Annotated in this window: 5 protein-coding genes; all 5 read right to left on the bottom strand. The window is 72.7% G+C overall.

The window, feature by feature from the left end; translation table 11 throughout:
- Window positions 1-31: 31 nt before the first annotated feature.
- Genes AB1460_RS23275 through AB1460_RS23255 form a run of 5 tightly spaced genes read right to left on the bottom strand, consistent with a single transcriptional unit; the run spans window position 32 to window position 17892 of the window.
- Entirely contained in the window at window positions 32-985 is a 954-nt protein-coding gene (locus AB1460_RS23275) for a serine/threonine-protein kinase (protein WP_368964091.1), read from the bottom strand.
- 2 nt (window positions 986-987) lie between these two features.
- The gene (locus AB1460_RS23270) at window positions 988-3396 is read right to left on the bottom strand and encodes a 3'-5' exonuclease (protein ID WP_368964089.1); all 2409 of its coding nucleotides are present in this window, start codon (window positions 3394-3396) and stop codon (window positions 988-990) included.
- Entirely contained in the window at window positions 3393-10100 is a 6708-nt protein-coding gene (locus tag AB1460_RS23265; RefSeq protein ID WP_368964087.1) for a DEAD/DEAH box helicase, read from the bottom strand. The genes AB1460_RS23270 and AB1460_RS23265 overlap by 4 nt, the downstream gene beginning before the upstream one ends.
- Window positions 10097-14842 carry an Eco57I restriction-modification methylase domain-containing protein gene (locus tag AB1460_RS23260; protein WP_368964085.1) on the bottom strand — a complete coding sequence of 1582 codons (4746 nt, stop codon included), beginning with the start codon at window positions 14840-14842 and terminating at the stop codon, window positions 10097-10099. The genes AB1460_RS23265 and AB1460_RS23260 overlap by 4 nt, the downstream gene beginning before the upstream one ends.
- Window positions 14842-17892: a helicase-related protein gene (locus tag AB1460_RS23255; protein ID WP_368964084.1), complete on the bottom strand. Its 3051-nt coding sequence runs from the start codon at window positions 17890-17892 to the stop codon at window positions 14842-14844. Before AB1460_RS23255 ends, AB1460_RS23260 begins: the two co-directional genes overlap by 1 nt.
- Window positions 17893-18322 lie beyond the last annotated feature (430 nt).

Below are 18322 nucleotides of genomic sequence, written 5' to 3'. Positions count from 1 at the left end.
AAAAAGAGGAGATCGATAACGATGTGAAAATTTATTTGTTTGGTGGGTTACGTACGAGTGGGTGAAGACAAAGGTACGGGCGGGTCGGGTCGGGCAGCGCGCCTGGTATGCCGGCGTAGTCGGGTCCGCCAGGCTCGGCGGCGGGCAGGAACGGCGCAAGGCGATCATGCACCGCCCAGGCGTCCGCCGGCCGGTCGACGGCCTCCTTCGCCAGCAGATCGAGGATGAGCGACTCCAGCCCGGCCGGGACGTCCGGGCGCAGCGCCCGCACGGGCGTCGGCGGGGTGTGCAGGTGCTGGTAGATCAGCGACACCTCGTTCGTGGCGTGGAAAACCCGCTGCCCGGTCAGCAGCTCGTGCAGCAGGCAGCCCAGCGAGTAGAGGTCGCTGCGGGGGCTGACCGGGGTGCTCCTGATCTGCTCGGGTGACATGTACGGCCTGGTCCCGAGCATCTGCCCGGTGGTGGTGAGCCGGGTGACGTCGGTGCCGAGCACGGTGGCGATGCCGAAGTCGAGCACCTTGACCGTGCCCACCCGGTCGACCATCACGTTCTGCGGTTTGAGATCGCGGTGGATGACCGGGATCGCATGCGCGTGCGACAGCACCGCGCAGATCTGCGCGGCGATGCACACGACCCAGTCGAGCGGGATCGGCCCGTCGTGCTCGTTGCGGATGTCGGCGAGGGACACTCCGTGGACGAGCTGCATCGCGAGGTAGAACAGGTCGGACGTCTCGTCGAAGGCAGCGTCGTAGACGGTCGGCACGCCGGGGTGCTCGATCTTCGCGGTGACCCGCGCCTCCCGGCGGAACCGGCTGACGAACCCGGCGCGGCCGACGGACTCGATGATGTCCGTCCTGATCAGCTTGACCGCGATGTCGCGGTCGAGAACGGTGTCGTAGCCGTGCCAGACCTCACCCATCCCCCCGCGGCTGATCGGCATGGTCAGTTCGTACCGCCCCGCGATGACCGTCCGCCGTCCCGGCACGCTCAGCTCCCCGACGCCTGGACGGGCAGGAACGGCGAGGCGGCACCGGCCCAGACGACGACGAGCATGTCGCGGGCGCGGGACGCGGCGACGTAGAGCAGGAAACGCTCGCGGGCCAGGGTGTCCTGCCGTTCGTCGTCGGGTTCGGTGGCGAGCACCCGTTCGGACGGGACGCTGCGGTGGTCGATGCCGAACAGCACCACCCGGCTGAACTCGAGCCCCTTGGCGCGGTGCATGGTCATGAGCCGGGGTGCGTCCGACCGGTGGGTGTCCCGGCCGCCGGCGTGACCGGGCAGAGCGTGCCCGGCGATCACCTGGGCGGGTATCCCGCGGTCGCGCAGCCCCTGCGCCACGATGTCGCGTTCCCGGGCACTGCGGGTGAGGATGCCGATGCTGCCGGCCTCCACCCCGCCCTGCCCGCCGTCGGTCCCGCCGGCTGTCCCGGCTCCCGAACTCGACCCGTTGCCGTTGCCGTTGCCGTTGCGGGCCGGTGGGGCGAGCCAGCCGCGCAGCGTGTCGGCGGTGACGTCGAGCTCCTCGGTGAGCCCGGAGCAGCGGCGCAGGAACGGCGGCGGGCCGCTCATCGCCGACCGGTAGCCGCTGGTGGCCTCGGCGTCGCCCTCCAGGTCGGTGACGCCGGTGTCGCCGGCGAGGATGCCGACCGCGAACCGCAGGTTCTGCGCGGTGGTCCGGTAGTTGAGGGTCAGCCGCCGGCTGCGGCCCCGCACCTGGATGCCGTAGCGGGCGAGGACCACCTTCTCCCCGTAGATGCGCTGGTGGGAGTCCTCGGCGAGGAACAGGTCGTCGGGGCCGTCGGCGACGAGGGCGCGCAGCAGCCGCCAGTGGCCGGGGTGCAGGTCCTGGGCCTCGTCGACGATGACGTGATCCGCGGGCCGCGGGCCGCCGGCCTCGGCGTGGACGTCGGCGCAGCGGGCGGCGAGGACGGCGATCTCGGCGAAGCTCGCCGTCTGGCCCAGTGCGAGCTGGCGGCGGTACGCCTCCACCGCGTCCCAGATCGCCATCCGCTGGGCGCGGGTGAGGCGGGTGCCGCGTCCGGGCCGGGGCACCCGCAGGTACTGGGCACGAGTGGTCAGATCGTTCGCCAGGACGACCATGCGGTACTCGCCGCGCAGGAACACGGGCCGGGCGAGGTCGCCGGTGAGGCCCGCGGCGCGGGCCGCGTCCGTCCACAGGATGCGCTCGTCGGCATCGGACAGCGGCCTCGGGACGGCCCCGGCGGAGAGCAGATCACCCCCGGTGGCGGCCCGGATGTCGGCGGGCACGAGATTGAGCACGTCCAGGGCGAGCTGGTCGATCCCGCGGACGGTCACCCCGGCCTGGCCGAGCCGGCCCTGCCACACCGAGGCGTCCAGGGTCCGCAGGTCCTGGGCGAGGTTGTCGGCCAGGTTCCGGGTGAACGTGGTGAGCACGACCCGCGGCGCCCCCGCCGCGGCTGCCGTGGTCGGTGTGGTCGGCGCGGTCGCGAGGCGGCGGGCCCGGTGCAGCGCGACGACGGTCTTGCCGGTGCCGGCCCCGCCGGAGAGCCGGTAGGCGCCGCTGGTCTTCACATAGGCGTACCGGCGCTGCTCGGGGTGCAGGAAGACCCGCCACTCGGCGAAGCTGCCGTCGAGAACCCGCCGCAGCTCGCTGTCGGTCTCGATGTGCACGAAGTCCATCAGCGTGCTGGGCCGCCGCAGCGCCGCGGCGACGTCGGCGTCGCTCGCCGGCCTGGCCGGGGCTTCGGGGCTGGCGGGGGCCTCGGCGCTGTCGGGCTGCGCGGGGATCTGCTCGGTCTCCTGGTCCGCCAGGCCGAGCTGTTCGTGGATCTGGTCGATCGGCGTGCCGGTGGCGAGGGCGAGCAGTGCGTCGGCCTGCCACGGCGGCACTCCCTCGTCGCCCGCGGCGGCCACCAGCGCGTCCTCGTCCGGGCAGTTCACGGCCCGCCGGGCGAGTGTGGCGGAGAGGCCGAGATCTTCCAGCTCCCCTGGCGTGAAACCGGCCAGCGGACCCTGCGGAACCCATCCCCGGGCGCCGCGCTCCCGGCCGGGCGGCGGCATGGTGGGGAGGACCGGCTCCGCGTTCTCGATCACCTCCAGGACGCCGCTGACCGGGTTCGTGGTCAGGACGAGGCGCTGCGCCAGCGCGTTCGCCTCGTCGTGCTTGGCGACGGCCGCGAGCACGAAGTGCGGCTCCGGTGATTCGGCGACCAGGAACATGACGGCACGGAAGTTGTCGTTGACCCGCCCCGTGCGCACCCGCGGGTCGGCCGAGTTCCTGATCGGCTCGATGTGCAGGCCGGGGCTGGCCGGGTCGGCCATCAGCTTGGTCAGGAAGTCCCAGGCCCGCTGCTTGAGCGACCCGTCGATGTCCAGCCGCCTGCGGAACTGCCGGGACATGGTGATGTTGCTCATCTGGTTCCTCCCGTTGCCAGCAGGGCGGCGACCTGCGCCGAGTCGGGGTCGGCGATCCGCCATCCGTCGCCGGTGAGCTCGGCCCGCAGGTCCGCGTCGACATCCTCGGGGTGTACGAGGACGGCGACCCGCGCGTCCGGCCAGGCGAGGTCGAGCGGGTAGCCGCCGGCTGTCTCATGGCCCTGCTCGGGCAGCGGCACGCCGGCCTGGGCCAGCCCGCGCAGCAGGGTCTTCTCGGCGTCGTCGAGCGCGTTGAGGACGAGGTCGGCCCACGGCGGCGAGAGAGCATCCGCCCGCGACGTCACCGCTGTGGTCTCCTCGACCGTGTCCGTCTCGGTGTCCGGCTGGGCGCCGCCCGCGGGCTGTTCGCCGTTGCTCTGCGACAGCGCCAGCGACAGCGCGGTGCGGCTCGCGTGGCCGAGGACGTTCGACAACGCCAGCCAGCTGCGCCACGCCCGTTCGCCGGCCTCGCTGGTCAGGCCCTCGTCGCGGTCGTCGAGAACGAGCACGCAGCCGATGTCGTGCGGTGCCTGCGGCCAGCCGGCCGAGGCCACGGCCAGCCCGCCGCGCCGCCAGACCCAGCCCCGCAGGTCACCGGCCGCGCCGCGTCCCGCACGGGGGTCCGGAGCCGCCTGTGGGTCCAGCGCCGCCGCGGCGAGCCCGGCCAGTGCCGAACGGCTCGCGATCGGCGCCGGCCGGGCGTCGAACAGCGCGAACGGCAGCCCGTCGGCGAGGGCCCGCCAGGCGTCCCGCCGCGGCTCCGTCACCCAGTCGAGCAGCTGGGTGACGGCGTCCGCGGTGGCCAGCCCGTCCGACACGGAACCGGCGGGGATCCGCTTGGCGCGCAGCGGCACGAGCCGGTGCCGGACGTCGTCGTCGTACCAGGCGGCACCGGCCGCCGTCGCCCGCTCACCGCGGGCCAGCGCCTCGAAGACCGCGACGTCGTTGTCGGTGACCGCCCACACCACATGCCCCGCCTCGCGCAGCGCGGCGCGTTTCGCCGCATCGTCGGCGATCCGGTTGTGGGCGGGAGTGGCGTGCCAGGTCCGGCCGTCGGTGAAGATGTAGACGCGCGGCACCTGCGGATCCTCGCAGAGCAGCTCGAAGTCGGGCCGGCAGCCGTTGACCCGGACCTGCGGGCGCAGCGTCCAGCGGCGGTGCACGGTGCCCGGCACCCCGAACCGCAGCTCCGTCCCGGTCAGCTGCGGGATCTCCCGCACACTCGCCCCGCGGGCACGCAGCGCGTCGGTGAACGTCCGCCGGAACCGCAGCTCCAGCGCGCTGTCCAGGGACGGCAGCGGGATGTCGGCGACCGACCGCAGCCCGACCGGCTCCCACCCGTCGCCGAGCACCTCGGTGAGCATCTGCTCGGCCCGCGCGCGGGACGTCCGCTCGACGAGCCCCGGTGGGCTGAACGGCAGCAGGCACCGGGAGCAGGCCAGCAGCCCCTCCTCGGCGCACCCGCAGTCGGCGACCACGGCCAGGGCGGCGGCGAGCAGCTCCCGCACCCGGCTCGGCCGGGCCAGGTCGGCGAGGTAGCCCGTCCCGCCGGGGACCCGGTCGTGCAGCAGCAGCGCCGTGCGCTCACTGCCGCCGACCGGCATCCGCACCTCCAGGACGTCGAGGTGATCCGGCGCGCCGCCGAGCAGCTCGCGCAGGCCGAGCAGCAGCGCCGCCCGGAACGACGGCCCGGCGAACTGGTCCAGGGTGAACTGCGGCGGCAGCAGGATCCGCACGCCCTGGGTGCGCAGCGACCGCCCGAGCGCCAGCTCCCGCCACGGAACGTCGATGCGGGTGCGGTGCGGGCACCAGGCCCGGTGCCGGGCCTGCTGCGGGTCGCGCACCCCGAGCTGCGCCGCCGGCACGATCCCGCAGCCGGGGCAGAGCAGGAACAGCGGCGCCCGCACCGCGGTGCCGGCCAGCATCCGCTCCGGCCCCTGCTCCCCGGCCCGCCCCACGTTGACCCAGCGCACCTCCAGCTGGCGGACGTACTCGGCGCCGAACGGATAGCCGTCGAGATGCCAGGCGTCGCTGATCTGCGCCGGGTCGACGTCGGCGGCGGCGACGACGGTGAACGGCAGCCGCTCGCGGTCGTCGTGCGCGTCGGAGATGGTCGCCGCGTCCCGCGACACCTGCGCGGAGACCTTCTCCAGCGGCAGCACCGGCAGTGCCTGCCCGGTGTCGGTGATCCCGGCGTCGCCGCAGCGCGGGCAGGTGGCCGGCACGGCCGGCTCGTCACCCTGGGAGTGCCGGTGCACCCGCGACCAGCCGCAGGACGGGCAGACCCGCCAGGTCTGCAGCAGCCCGTCGAGGTCGGTGCCGACGCTGACGGCGTCGATCCGCACGGCTGTCGCCTGGGCGTAGAAGGTGGCGCCCGGCGCCCACTCGGTGAGCGCGAGCGCGCTGCCGCGCTGATAGCTGCGCGGCTCCTCGTGGTACTCGTGGGTGTCCTGGTCCATCCACTGCAGGGCGACGTCGAGGGTGACGGTGTCGTCGAGCAGGGTGTAGTTCGGCAGCACCCCGCGTTCCTCCAGCGCGCCGACCCAGAACTGGGTGCCCAGCGCCTGCCGCCGGTCGCGCAGGAACCGCAGCTCGGCCTTGGCCAGCCGGTGCGCGGTGACGTCGTCGGCGGTGGCGGTCGGGCGGTTCGCGGCGGCGGCCAGCTCGGGCAGGCTGTCCTGCAGCGCACCCCGCCGATGGCTCAGCTCGTCGGCCTCCCGCCGGTACTCGACCGCCGCCCGCCGCAGCAGCCTCGCCAGCCCGGAGACCGCTTCGTCGGCCGCTTCGTCGGCTGGTCCGTCGGCCGGCTCGGTCGTCTCCAGGGCAGTCGTCTCCGGGGCGGTCCTCTCCGGCACCGAGGGCACGCCCGGGGCCGCACCGGCCCAGGTGCGCAGATGGTCGGCGGTGTCCTGGCGCACGGCCGCGCCGAACAGGGCCAGGAACTCGTCGGTGTAGGCCGCCGCGTTCGCCTCGGCGTCGGCGAGCAGGTCGCCGAGCCAGGTGCCCGGTGCCCAGCCCGCTTCGGGGAACACCCCGGCGGCGGTCTGCGGATCCTGGGCGCCGGCGCGGGAACGCCGGTCCACCAGCCAGGCCACGTACTGGCGTTCCAGGATCTCCACCGCGTCCAGGTAGGTCGCCGGCGGCCGGACATCGCCGTCGATGAGCGCCAGCGGGTCGGCGAGGCGCTGTGTGTCGTGCCCCCGGCCCTTCACATAGGCCAGGACCAGCGCGTTCCCCGTCAGCCGCCCGGCCCGCCCGACCCGCTGCACATAGGAGGCGACGGTGCGCGGCAGCGACCCGAGCATCACCGTCGACAGGTCGCCGATGTCGATGCCCAGCTCCAGCGTCGGCGTCGCCGCCAGCACGTTCGGCACCGCCGGCCCGCCACCCTCGCGGAACTGCCGCTCCACGTCGAGGCGGACGTCGTCCGGCAGCAGCGAGGTGTGCTCGTGCGCCACCACCCGGCGCATGTCGACGCTGCGGTACAGGTGCCGGTAGTAGTCGTCGCCGCGCGGGGCCCGGCGCAGGTGACCCGGGCAGGCCTGGCGCAGGCAGGCGGCGTCCGCCAGGTCGTCGACGGTGCGCCGGGTGCCCGGGGTGAGCGTCTGGCAGACGTCGCAGCGCAGCGCCAGCGCCCCCGCCGCGAGCCCGTCCGAGTCGGCCGCGCTGACCACGACCTGCGCCGGGTCGAGCAGGAAGACCGTCGCGTTCGTCTCCGTGCGCCGCCGCGACAGCCAGCCCGCGTCGGCCATCTCCTCCAGCAGCGCCCGGGTCACCAGCCCGCCGTCGCGTGCCGTCAAGCGCAGCTGGCGTTGCGCCCAGCGGGCATACCAGGAGACCGGCCCGGTGATGCTGTCGAACGTCGCCGTCCGCTCGGAGGTCCGCCCCGTCGTCGGGAACGTCGGCGCCGGCCGGCCCGGCGGGAACGCCGGCAGCCCCTCACCGCGCGCCGCGCGCCGGCCCCCGGTGAGGAACCAGCGGTTGCCGTCATGTTCGACGAACGACTCCAGCCAGCGATGCCAGATCCCGCCCTGCACCCGGACCCGCTCCAGCACACCCCGCGCCCACGCCACCAGCTGGGCGTCGTCGAGTGCCGCACCGAGCGCCTCGTCGTTCTCCGCCGACAGCGAATGCTGCTGGCGGGCCCGCGCCACCGCCCGGCCCGCCACCCGGGCCAGCGCCTCACCGTGGCCGGTGTCGACCTCGGCGACGGCCGCCCCGGTCAGCTCCAGGGTGCGCCCGGTGCGGGCGTTGAGCCCGAACTCCAGCGCCGCGTCGAACGCGAGGCGCCGCTCGACGAACTGCCGGGCCCGGTTCTGCTCCGATCTCCCGCCGCCCGGCTGCCAGTAGCCGCGGAACGCCGCCCACTCCGCCAGCGCGGGCGGCACCAGCCGGTAGCGGCGCACCGGGTCGTCCCCGGCCCGCTCCATCGCCTCCCGGGCCAGGTCGGCGACGGCCAGCGGCCCGCCGTGCTCGATCGTGTCGAACAGCGCCGCCCGCAGGCTCAGCGCATGCGACCGGGCCTGGACGAACCCCGCCGTGTGCGCCGCGTCCTGCACACTGTCGGTGAACAGCAGCGTCTTCTTCTCCGCGCTGTCCAGATGCGCCGACCCGAACAGCGCGGACAGCGTCACCGACGTCAGCGTCGACACCCCGCTGCCGAGGAAGCGGATGCCGTCCGGCTGCCGGCACGACGGGCAGGTCTGCGCCCGCGCCCCGGTGTCGTCATCCCAGGCGGTCAGCACCGGGATGTGGGTGCTCTCGTCCGGCTCCCCGTCGGCCGCCGGCTGCGCGGTGAGAATCAGCGTCGACGTGTCCAGCCACAGCAGGCCCTCGACGGACGTCGCCCCGCCGCCACCCGCTGCCTCGGCGGCTGTCCCGCCGGCCGTTCCGGCCGCTTCCACGGTGTGGGCATAGGCGGTGCCGGCGGGGTCGGCGGCGGTGTCGGCATCGGCGGTGTCGGCGGCGGCGATCACGGCGGCGGCCTCTCCCGGGGCGTGCAGCAGCGCCCGGAAGCGCTGGTCACCGGCCCGCGAGGCCCGCCGGACAGTCGTCTCCGAGGAGTCGATCGCCCGCCCCACCAGGGTGCGCAGCGCCCCCCACCCGGCCCGGCCGCAGTGCCGGCAGTACAACGCCGGCAGGTACAGGTCGAGATCGGCGTGCGCCCCGTCGTCCGACCAGCGGAACGCCGCGGTGGGCGACACCCGCCGGTCGATGCGGGTCACCTCCCGCACCCACAGCTGCGTGTCCACCCCCAGCAGCCGGCGGCCCACCGCCGGCTCAGCGTTCGCCCGCGCCCGGGCCTGGGAGAGCAGCCCGAGGTAGGCCTCGACGACGGCCATCCCGTCCGCCCGCCCCGGGCTGGTGTCGTCGGGCAGCATCTCCCTCGCGATGTCCCGCATCGACGTCGGACGCAGCGCCGCGGCGAGCAGCCCCTCGGTCAGCGGATGCGCCGCCAGGACGGCGGGAAGCCGGTCACCGCGGCGCAGCCGGCGGATCTCGGCGGCGGCGAACTCGGCCCCGTCGCCGTCCCGGGCGACCAGCGCACCGAGCAGCGCGTCGGCGACCTGCTCCGGGCCCTCCGCAACGGCCGCGCGGACAGTTTCGGCGAGCAGCCGGGTATCCGGCAGCCGCCGGATCGACACGTCGGGCGTCGGGCGGCTGTGCTCGCGGCGCCAGTCGTCCGGCGCCATCCGCTGCTCGACCACCACCGCGTCCGCCTCGAACCGGCGGCCGAAGACAGTCTCGGCGAACACCCGCATCGCGGCGAACGACCCGTCCGCCCCGCCGTCCTCGCGCTCGCCTTCCGGCGCGGCGTCGTCCGCGTTCTCGGCGTCATCCGTTTCTGCGGCGCTGTCGGCGCCGAGCGTCGCGGAGGTGGCGACCGGCACCACGTCACCCAGGGGCGCACCGGGCCGCGCCACACCCAGCATCGACCCGAGCCGGCGCAGCAGCATCGCCACATCGGTGCCCTGCGCGCCGTCGTAGGTGTGGAACTCGTCCAGGCACACGTAGGCGAGGGACGCCTGCGCGCCGTCCCACAGGCCGCGGTCGTTGGCACGCAGCAGCAGGTGGTCGAGCATCTTGTAGTTCGTCAGCAGGATGTCCGGCGGATCGGAGCGCATCACCTCCCGGGAGGTGATCAGGCCCGCCTGGCTGACCTGCGTGCGCTGGCCCTGCTGCTCCCCGGTGTAGATGCCGGCGGTCAGCCCGCCGAGGCGCGGATCACCGACCAGCATCCCGGCGAGCCGGCCCGCCTGGTCGTTCGCCAGCGCGTTCATCGGGTAGAGGATCAGCGCCTTCACCCCGCGCTGCCCCTGCCGCCGCATCCGCAGCGCATGATCGATGATCGGGACGAGGAACGCCTCCGTCTTACCCGACCCGGTACCCGTCGTGACGATCGTCGGCCGCGGCCGCCCGTGCTTCGACGACAGCCGCTCGAACGCCTGCGCCTGATGCACATACGGGACGAAATCCCGCGGCCACCAGTCCAGCGGCTCCGCCCACGCCCCGTCCGCCGGCCGGAACGGCAACCGCAGCCGGGCGTACGGACCGCGGAAAATACCCTCCTCCGGGTCACCGAGGAACGTCGTCAACGCGGCACGGACGTCGTCGTCGGTCAGCGCGAACGTGGTCGCCAGATAGTCCGTCAGGGCACGGCGCAGGTCAGCCGCCTGCAAGGACGGCAGCAGCGGGGCGGTCATCCGGGCAGCTGCCCGTGTGCCTCGGCCTGCGCCTTCTTCGCCTCCCGCTCGGCGGTCAGCCGGCTGAAGTGCTCGTGCGCGATGCGCAGGTCGGTCTCCCGGTTCACCCCGCTGAACGGCCCGGCGTAGTTCCGGTCGGGCCCGTTGAGCGTGTGGACCCGCTCCCCGGCCGCGGTCGCCTTGTCGAGCTGCTTGGCCAGATCAGCCGGCAGCTGCCGCCCGAACGAGTCGTACCGCGCCTTGCGCTCGTAATCCTGCAGCACAGGGAACTGCGTCCGGTAGACGGTGACCAGCTCGTCAGCAGTCAGCCCGAGCATGATGGCCACGATTGCGTCGATCTCCACCAACGCCTGCCGCCGATCCGCCGCCCGCCGCAACGGCGTGGCCCACTCCCACTCCGCCGAGACCTCCCCGATCTCCGCCCGATCCCGGTAGGCCACCCCAACCCCAGGCACCCACCGGTCCTCCCGCCACGCAGGCGCCCAAAGCTCCCCCCACAGCGGCGCATACGGCCGCACCAGACAGTTCAACCGCAACGTCCGCAGTACCAACTCTGCTTCCAGCGCATGTCCGCGCACGTGCGGCAGCTTCGTCATCGTCGAAAGCTGGATGTGGCTGGAGCTCCCGTTCTTGATGAAGAAGTCGGCGATCAGAGAGGACGCCGTCCCGGTGGCCACCACAAGATCACGATGATCCGGGGTGGAGATGCTGTTCACGGCATGGACGTGAGTCGGGCCCGGGGACAGGAGGGCGGGCTGGAGGGTGCGTACGGTCGCGGAGTCTGCCATCTCCCGCCAGGCCAGCCGGTAGCTTTCGCCACTCGGCCGACCGTCCCACTGGGGATAGGCGGCGCGGTACTCGACGGCGGGTCTGGCTCGCTGGTAGGTGGTTCTTGGAATGAAATCCTCGGTGATTTTCTCCGGGTCGATGGGTGCGTTATCCACGTTGCTCTTCGCTGTCGCGTTTGGTTGTTGCGCGATCGGTGTCGCCACAGTCATGTGCGGGCCCTGTAGGATCACGTCCGACCACGTCGACGGTACGGTCGGGCGGCGCTCAAAAAAGCCTAGTTTTCGATCCCTGTCTTCTTCCCAGCCTCGTGTCCAAGAGATTTCGAGATCGCCGAGGCGTGGAGCGTGGGCGAGCCTCGCGAGGACGGCTGCGCTGGCGGCGTTGATCGGGAATAGCATCCTGGCCTGGTCGTACGGTGTCTCGGGCTCGTCCAGCAGATCCGCCCAGGTCTGGAGCGTCTCCCTGTCGACCTTCGTGATCCGGGATCGGTGGGGCCGGGTGTCCCATTTTCCAGTCGCGTCTTTGACTCCCGGCTCCTGGCCAGATCCATCATGCGTGAATGATCTGTCGACTGTTGATGGTTCGTATATCCAGTTAGCTTGAAGGAAGTTGATATTTTCTTTTTGGGTACCGTATACGTGTATCCCAAATGTTCGTGTGTCTTTAATTTCGGTGAATATTTTTCGTTCGTTACGATACTGCCAATGACGGCGAAATCTTCTGTATGTTTCTTTTCGGAGGGCTGCTGCCCGTAGTTCAGTGAAGTGTGATTCTGGGTGGATGAGGGAGATGATTCCGGCTCGGTGCATGGAGCGCCAGGTGCGGTCCATGAAGCAGCGGTAGAGGTCGGGCTGGAGGCCGTGGAGGAGGGGGCGGTCGACCGGGCTGCCGAGGTGGGCGTTGAGGCCGGCCTGTTCTGTGCGCTGGTCGAGGTACCAGGTCTCGGCGCCGGGCAGGTGGAAGCCGCGCTTGCGGCGCTCGGTCTTGTCTCGCTCGGCCGCGGTGGGAACGAGAGCCCACCAGGGGTCGTGCTCGGCGAGCACGCCGGCTTCGTCCCAGGCCGGGCGTACCCAGGGAGGGTTTCCTGCCTGGAGGTCGAAGCCGCCGCGGGTGAAGACCTGGGGGAAGTCGAGTTCCCAGTGGAAGAAGCCTTGGCGGTCGGCGATCTCCGCGGCCACCCGGAGCCAGGGGATGTCGTGTAGGGCCTCATCGACGGGCCTCGCGGCGGCGAAGGTGCGGTCGAGTTCTTCGGCGTCGTCGAGGCCGGCCCACGAAAGATCGTCGGCGAAGGCGGACTGGCCGTTCTTCTCGTTGCGTCCCGGCTTCGTGGCCTTGCCGAGCAGGGCCTCCAGGCCGGTGAGCCAGGTGTCCAGATCCGGGGCGGGAATGTCGGTGGTCAGCGGCCAGGACCAGAGAGCGCACCAGGCGTCCATCGCGCGGCGCAGGCGGCGGTAGGCGCTGTTCGGATCGTTGAGAACCTTCTCGACCTGCTCGCGGGTCACCGGCTCGGCCGGCGGTTCCGCGGAGCCGTCCATGCCCCACACCGGGGTGGCGCGGCGGATGCCGGCCTCGGCGATCTGCAGACGGCGGCGGGAAAGTTCCCAGAGCACCTCGACCCGCTGGGCCAGGCGTGCCAGCCGGTTCTGCTGCTCCTTGCCCGGGGTGCGCAGCACACCGGCCCGCCAGGCCCGCAGCCGTTCGCGTGCCTCAGGTGCGTACGTCTTCGCCTCGGCGGTGTCGACGACCGCGCCCCAGCCCGCCGCCGGCAGCAGGAAGTGGTGGATGCCGGCGCCGACCGGCGGCACCGAACCGGTCGGAGGAACTGAGTTGTCCGACAGCTCAGGGTCGTGCAGGGGGATGTCCGTCGGAACGGTGGTCAGCCATTCCTTCTTCTTCAGCAGCGCGGGGGCGTAGACGGCGCGGCGGGCGCCGATGAGGCTGTTGCCGCGGCGCAGGTGCAGGCCGAACCAGGGGGCGGCCAGGCCGGCCTGCATGGTGTCGAGCCACAGGGAGACCTCGGCGAGTTCGACGGCGGTGGCGTTCAGGTCCACCCCGTACACCTGGTGCAGCGCCAGGTACGCCTTCACCCGCTGCAGTTCGGCCGGGTACTGCTCGGCGGGGATGCGCTCGCCGCGTTCGTCCTGCGCCCGGGCCAGGTAGGCGGCGGCGAGCTGGCGGACGGCCTCGATCGCGAACGCGCCCGATCCGAGGGCCGGCTCGCAGATGGTCATCGTCAGGATGTCCGCGGCCCGCGTCTTCACGCCGTCCTGGTCGAGCAGCTCCTCCAGCGCGTGGTGGACGACGGAGCGGGTGAGGACCTCCGGCGTGTAGTAGGACGCCGACTGCTGCCGTTCCCGACCGGCGAGCCGGTAGACGAACGACCCGCGCGGGTGCAGCCGCGGCTTCGGCTCGCCGGTGTTCTCGTCGCGGTCGAGGACGAACGAGTCGGCGGGCACGTCGTTGACGCGCTCGGCGGGCAGCAGCCAGGTGCCGCCGGAGGGGTCGCCGCCCTTCGCGACCTCGTACAGGTCGGTGTCGGCGATGATTCCCGACCAGGACATCAGCCCTTCGTAGACGGCGCCGAGCTGGTTGATGCCGAGTTCGCCGTAGGAGATGAACCCGCGGTCGCTGCCCTTCTTCACCTTCGTCAGCAGCAGGTGGCGCAGCACCCGCTGCAGCGCCTCGTTGCCCAGGCCCACCTCGTCGATGAGCGCGGTGGCGTCGGCGGCGAACAGGTCGGAGCGCAGCGGCTGGAACACCAGCCCGTCCCCGGCCGGGGCGCCTGACTCCGCGCCCGCGCCCGCGTCCGCGGTCTCGTCCGCAGCTGTGGTGTGGCCCTGGTCGACGAGGAGGAACAGGCGGTGCAGCGACTCGTAGAGGTGCCGGCCGCGGCGGGCCCGGTCCGACGACAGGTCGGTGAGGATCAGGTCGCGCAGCCGGTCCAGCCCGTAGCCGGCCTGGTACTCGGGAGCCTGGACGGGCAGGACCTCCAGCTGCGGCGACGCCTCCGCGTACAGCAGGAACAGGATGCGGTAGAGGAACCGCAGCGACTGCCGGGTCAGGTCCCGGCCCAGGTTCGCGACGTCGAGGACGTCCAGCCCGGCCGCCCGCCGCCGCGCCACCACCTCGTTCGCGACGATCTCCACCGACAGGCGGACGCCTTCGCGCAGGTCCGCGGAGACCCCGACGGTGTGCTGCACCGACTTCTCCAGCAGGCCCAGCCACGGCGCCACCCCGTCGTCGCCGGGCAGCAGCAGGTCCGGCCCGGCCATGGCGGCGACGTGCTCCAGCTCGCCGGCCGCCCGGACGTCCCGGCGGTCGACGACGACACCGAGGTCGACGGCGAGCCAGCGCCCCTCCGGCCATCGGCTCCGCTCGGCGAGCAGCACCCACCGACCGGCCTGCACCAGCACGAGCGGCGGGGCGTCGTCGGTCAGGAACACGCTGGAGACGGCCTTCGCGACGGAGGCCTGCGGCTTGCCGTCGACGACCGCCGGGTCGAGGAGCTGCCCGACCCGCGGCCCGGCCGCGTCGGGGGTGGTCAGGATGTCCTCGACGGCCCCGGCGGGGGTGGCCTCCAGGATGATCAGCGCCGTCCCGGTGGGGGAGGGGTGCACCACCGCGGTGGGCAGCCGCACCTCGTCCCCGGAACGGTCCGATACCCAGGGCGTCGGCTCCCGGTCGAGCCGCAGCGCCCGGCGCACCTCCCGGTGCACCTCGCGCACGTCCTCGTCGGACGGCTGTTCGCCCAGCCCGCCGAACAGCCGCGCCAGCGGTGTCGCCGCGTCGCGCAGCGCCGAGCGGGCGGTGAGGTGGCCGTCGTCCTCCTCGGCCTTCCAGCGGGTGCGCAGGGCCAGCACCTCGGCGAGGAAGCTGCCGGTGCGGGCGTCCGAGGTCAGGTAGTGCTCGGAGATCCACGACTCGCCGACGATCACCGCGTCGAAGCTGGGCATCAGACGTTCCCCCCGTCGCTTTCGCTGCCGGAACCGCTGCCGGAACCGCTGCCGGAACCGCTGGTGGCCGCCGGGATCACGACGGCGAGTGGGCGCAGCAGCCGCTGGCTGGCGCGCAGCGAGCGCGCGATCTCCTCCTCGAGGCCGACCTGCTTCGACAGGCGGCGGACCTTCGCCAGCCCCGGCCCCGTCATGTCGAGTTCCAGCTGGGCTGCCTGCTCCCGCCAGCGGGTCCGCCGGTTCGACCAGTCCGCCAGCCGCCGTTCCAGGTCGGAGTGCTGGACGTCCTCGGCCAGGTCGAGGGTGCTGGCCGCCGCGTCGATCGCGGCCGGGACCAGCGCGCGCAGCTCGTCGGTGGCCGCCGCCGCACCCGGGTTCACCGCCGGTTCCCGCTCGCCGGGCCCGGGGATCAGCCCGGTGCCCGCGAACAGTTCGAGCCCCTCGACGACCTGAGCGATCGGAAGGTCGGCCCGTCCGGTCGGGAACTCGACGGAGACCATCTGGCGGGTCACGACCTGGCCGCGCCGGTTCATCAGCGTCGCGATCACCAGCACCCGCGGGACGTCCACCGGCCCGCGTACCAGCGGCACCTCATTGCGGCCGCCGGCCGCGAGCACCTTGTCCGCCGCCCAGTCGAGCACCGGGTGCAGCGGGGAGAGGAAATGCGCCTCCGGCCAGGTGGACGGGGCCGGCGCGGTGACCTCACGGGCCTTCGTGGGACGTCCCGCGCGCTTCGCCGGGGTGAGACCCTTCGGCCCGCTCGCGGTCACCAGCGCCGACTGGGCCGAGGCGCCGCCGGCCTGCCCCTCGCGGGCCGCGCGCAGGCCGTCCAGCGCGACCGACGGCGTGACGGCGAGCAGCAGCTGCTCGCGGATCCCGCGTTCGGCGACGTACGACGCCGGCAGCGCGTCGAGGCGCACCCGGAGGTCGCGCGGCGGGCGCAGCGCGATCAGGCTCTTGTCCCGGAACACCTTCCAGCCGACACCGCCGCGGGCCGGGTCCTTGTCGTCCGGCGCGCGGGCGGGATCGTTGTACACCTCAGCGACCGCGTCGGCGAGGAAGTCGGCGTCGGTGGGGTACAGCGACTCGCGGGGCCGGTCCGCGGGCACCGGCGGCAGGTCGTCACCGGCGGCGGCGAAATCCTCGTCGAAGAAGGAGCCGAAGAAGTCGTCGGCTCCGTGGCCCGCGCCCGGATCGGGCACGACCTCGTCCAGGTTCTGGCCGCGGGCGAGCGCGTCCCGGATCGCGTCCTCCTCACCGCTCGCCGAATGCAGATGCATCAGCGTCGCCGCGTCACCCAGCGTGGTGTGGGCGAGATGCTCCTTGGCCAGCAGGCGCTGCAGCACCCGAATGTCGCCGCTGAACCGGTCGTCGGAGGGCACCAGCGCCAGCGCCGTGATCTGCGGCGGATGCTTCTGCCCGTAACGGTCGATCCGGCCGTTGCGCTGCTCGATCCTGATCAACGACCACGGGATGTCGACATGGATCAGGTGGTGGCACTGCGCGTGCAGGTTGACGCCCTCGCTGGCGACGTCCCCGGTGATCAGCAGCCGGACCGGGCTCGCCGTCGTCTTGAAGTCGTCGACGATCCGCTCCTGCTCGACGTCCGGCAGGCCGCCGTGCATGACGGCGATCTGATCGCGGGCGAGGCCCAGAAGCTCGGGCAGCTCGCCGGCGAGCCAGCGCAGGGTGGCGACCCGCTCGGCGAACAGCACCGCGCGGGTCGTCGAGCGGGTGCCGACACCGATGGTGCGCAGGTATTCGGCGAGCGCGGTGAGCTTGGCGCTCTCCCCGGCCAGGGCCAGCTCGGTGAGGTCGCGCAGGTGTTCGAGGGCCCGCCGCTCCGGCTCGTGATCGCCGCCGTCCTGGGCGGTGAGCCGCTTGAGGCGGGCCTCGGTGGTCTCCAGCAGGGCGGCGGGGGAGGAGAGGAACGCCTTCGCCAACGTCCACGGGAACAGCGCCGACCCGCGGCCCGCGACCGGGGACGCCCCCTGCGGGTACAGCCAGGTCCGGGAGATCTCCGTGGCGATCGCGTCCTCCGCCGGCGAGGCGGCGACCGGGAGCACCACCGGCTCGGGGCGCAGCGCCCAGTCGGCGCCGACCTCCGCGGCGACCTCGGGGGAGTGGCGGTGCCGGCGGATGAACAGCCGCTCCACATCCGCGACGTCGTACTCGCCGTCCGGGCCGACAGCCGTCGGGTCGAGCAGCCGCAGCAGCTCCGCGAACGACTCCTTCTTCCCGTTGTGCGGCGTCGCCGACGCCAGGACCAGCGCCTCCGTGTTCGGCGCAAGGACCCGGGCGAGCTCGTTGTTCAGCGTTCCGGTGTTCGTCAGGTTGTGCGATTCGTCGATGACGACGACATCCCAGCGGTGCCGTTCCAGAAAGGACCGGTAACGCGGCGACTTCAAGGTGTCGATCGAGACGATGATGCGGCGGTAGAACGTGAACGGATTCCGGCTCGCGGGCAGGTTCTGCCGCACCCGCTGCAGCCCGTCGCTGTCGAGCCGGACGAGCGGCAACCCGAACCGGCACCACAGCTCGTGCTGCATCTGCTCGAGCACGTGCCGCGGGGTCACCACCAGCACCCGGTCGGCCCTCCCGCGCCGGGTCAGCTCCGCGAGGAGCATCCCGATCTCCAGGGTCTTGCCGAGGCCGACGGCGTCCGCGATGAGCACCCGGGGCCGCAGGTTCGCCGGGGACAGCGCGTGGGCGACCGCCCGTCGCTGGTAGTCGAGACGATCCACCAGCATCCCGTCAGCCACGGTCAGTGACGTCTCGCCGGCCGGCATCGGGGTGCGGCGCAGGGTCGCCTCCAGCCACAGCCGGGTGCGCCGGTGCCGCGGAGAACCGTCGGGGAGCAGCTCCGCCTCGCGGGGGTCCAGCAGCTCGATGTGGTCGAGCCGGCTGAAGAAGGTCGCCGTGGTCTCCCGGACGAGCTCGCCGAGGCCGACCACCTCCAGCCGCCAGCCGTCCGCCCCCTGCTCAGCCCCTGTGACCAGCCATTCTTCGTCCCGGACCACCACCACCGAACCCGGTGCGAACGTCGTCACCTAACTCCTCGCCCCCAAGCCCTCAGGCGCGAGCGGCATAAGGGCGAGAAGTCACCTTATAGAGCCATCATTCGGGAACATCGATGATGTACAGAAAGTAGCCAATTGATGGGTGCTTACTACGCATTGTTATGTCTAGGGTGAAAGTGGGCCGTTCAGGTTGGAGGCTTATGGCGGCCTGTGTCCCGTTTGTGACGTTAACTTGTCCGCACGGAGAGTGATGGGTGGCTGAGGGTTATCGGCTGGCGGCGGATAGCGGGCTGGGGCCCCTTCGTCGCGCTCTGTATGGAAGGTGGCATAGGGTGCCCAAAAGTGGGCGTACGCGGCAGCGCGTGCGGGAGTGCCGATGGTGGGGGAGACGGTTCGGGCGGCAACGCCCTGCGTCGCCACGGCAGGCCGCATCCCACGACGAGGGGCACCGCGTCACCCC

The sequence above is a fragment of the Parafrankia sp. FMc2 genome (genome assembly GCF_041008525.1).
Classification (GTDB): Bacteria; Actinomycetota; Actinomycetes; order Frankiales; family Frankiaceae; genus Parafrankia.
This window is presented reverse-complemented; position numbering and strand designations above follow the sequence as displayed.

What these genes read in the sequence shown, in the direction of transcription:
- AB1460_RS23270 (WP_368964089.1), bottom strand. Translation starts at nt 3,396, where the DNA reads ATGAGCAACATCACCATGTCCCGGCAGTTCCGCAGGCGGCTGGACATC.
- AB1460_RS23265 (WP_368964087.1), bottom strand. Translation starts at nt 10,100, where the DNA reads ATGACCGCCCCGCTGCTGCCGTCCTTGCAGGCGGCTGACCTGCGCCGT.
- AB1460_RS23260 (WP_368964085.1), bottom strand. Translation starts at nt 14,842, where the DNA reads ATGCCCAGCTTCGACGCGGTGATCGTCGGCGAGTCGTGGATCTCCGAG.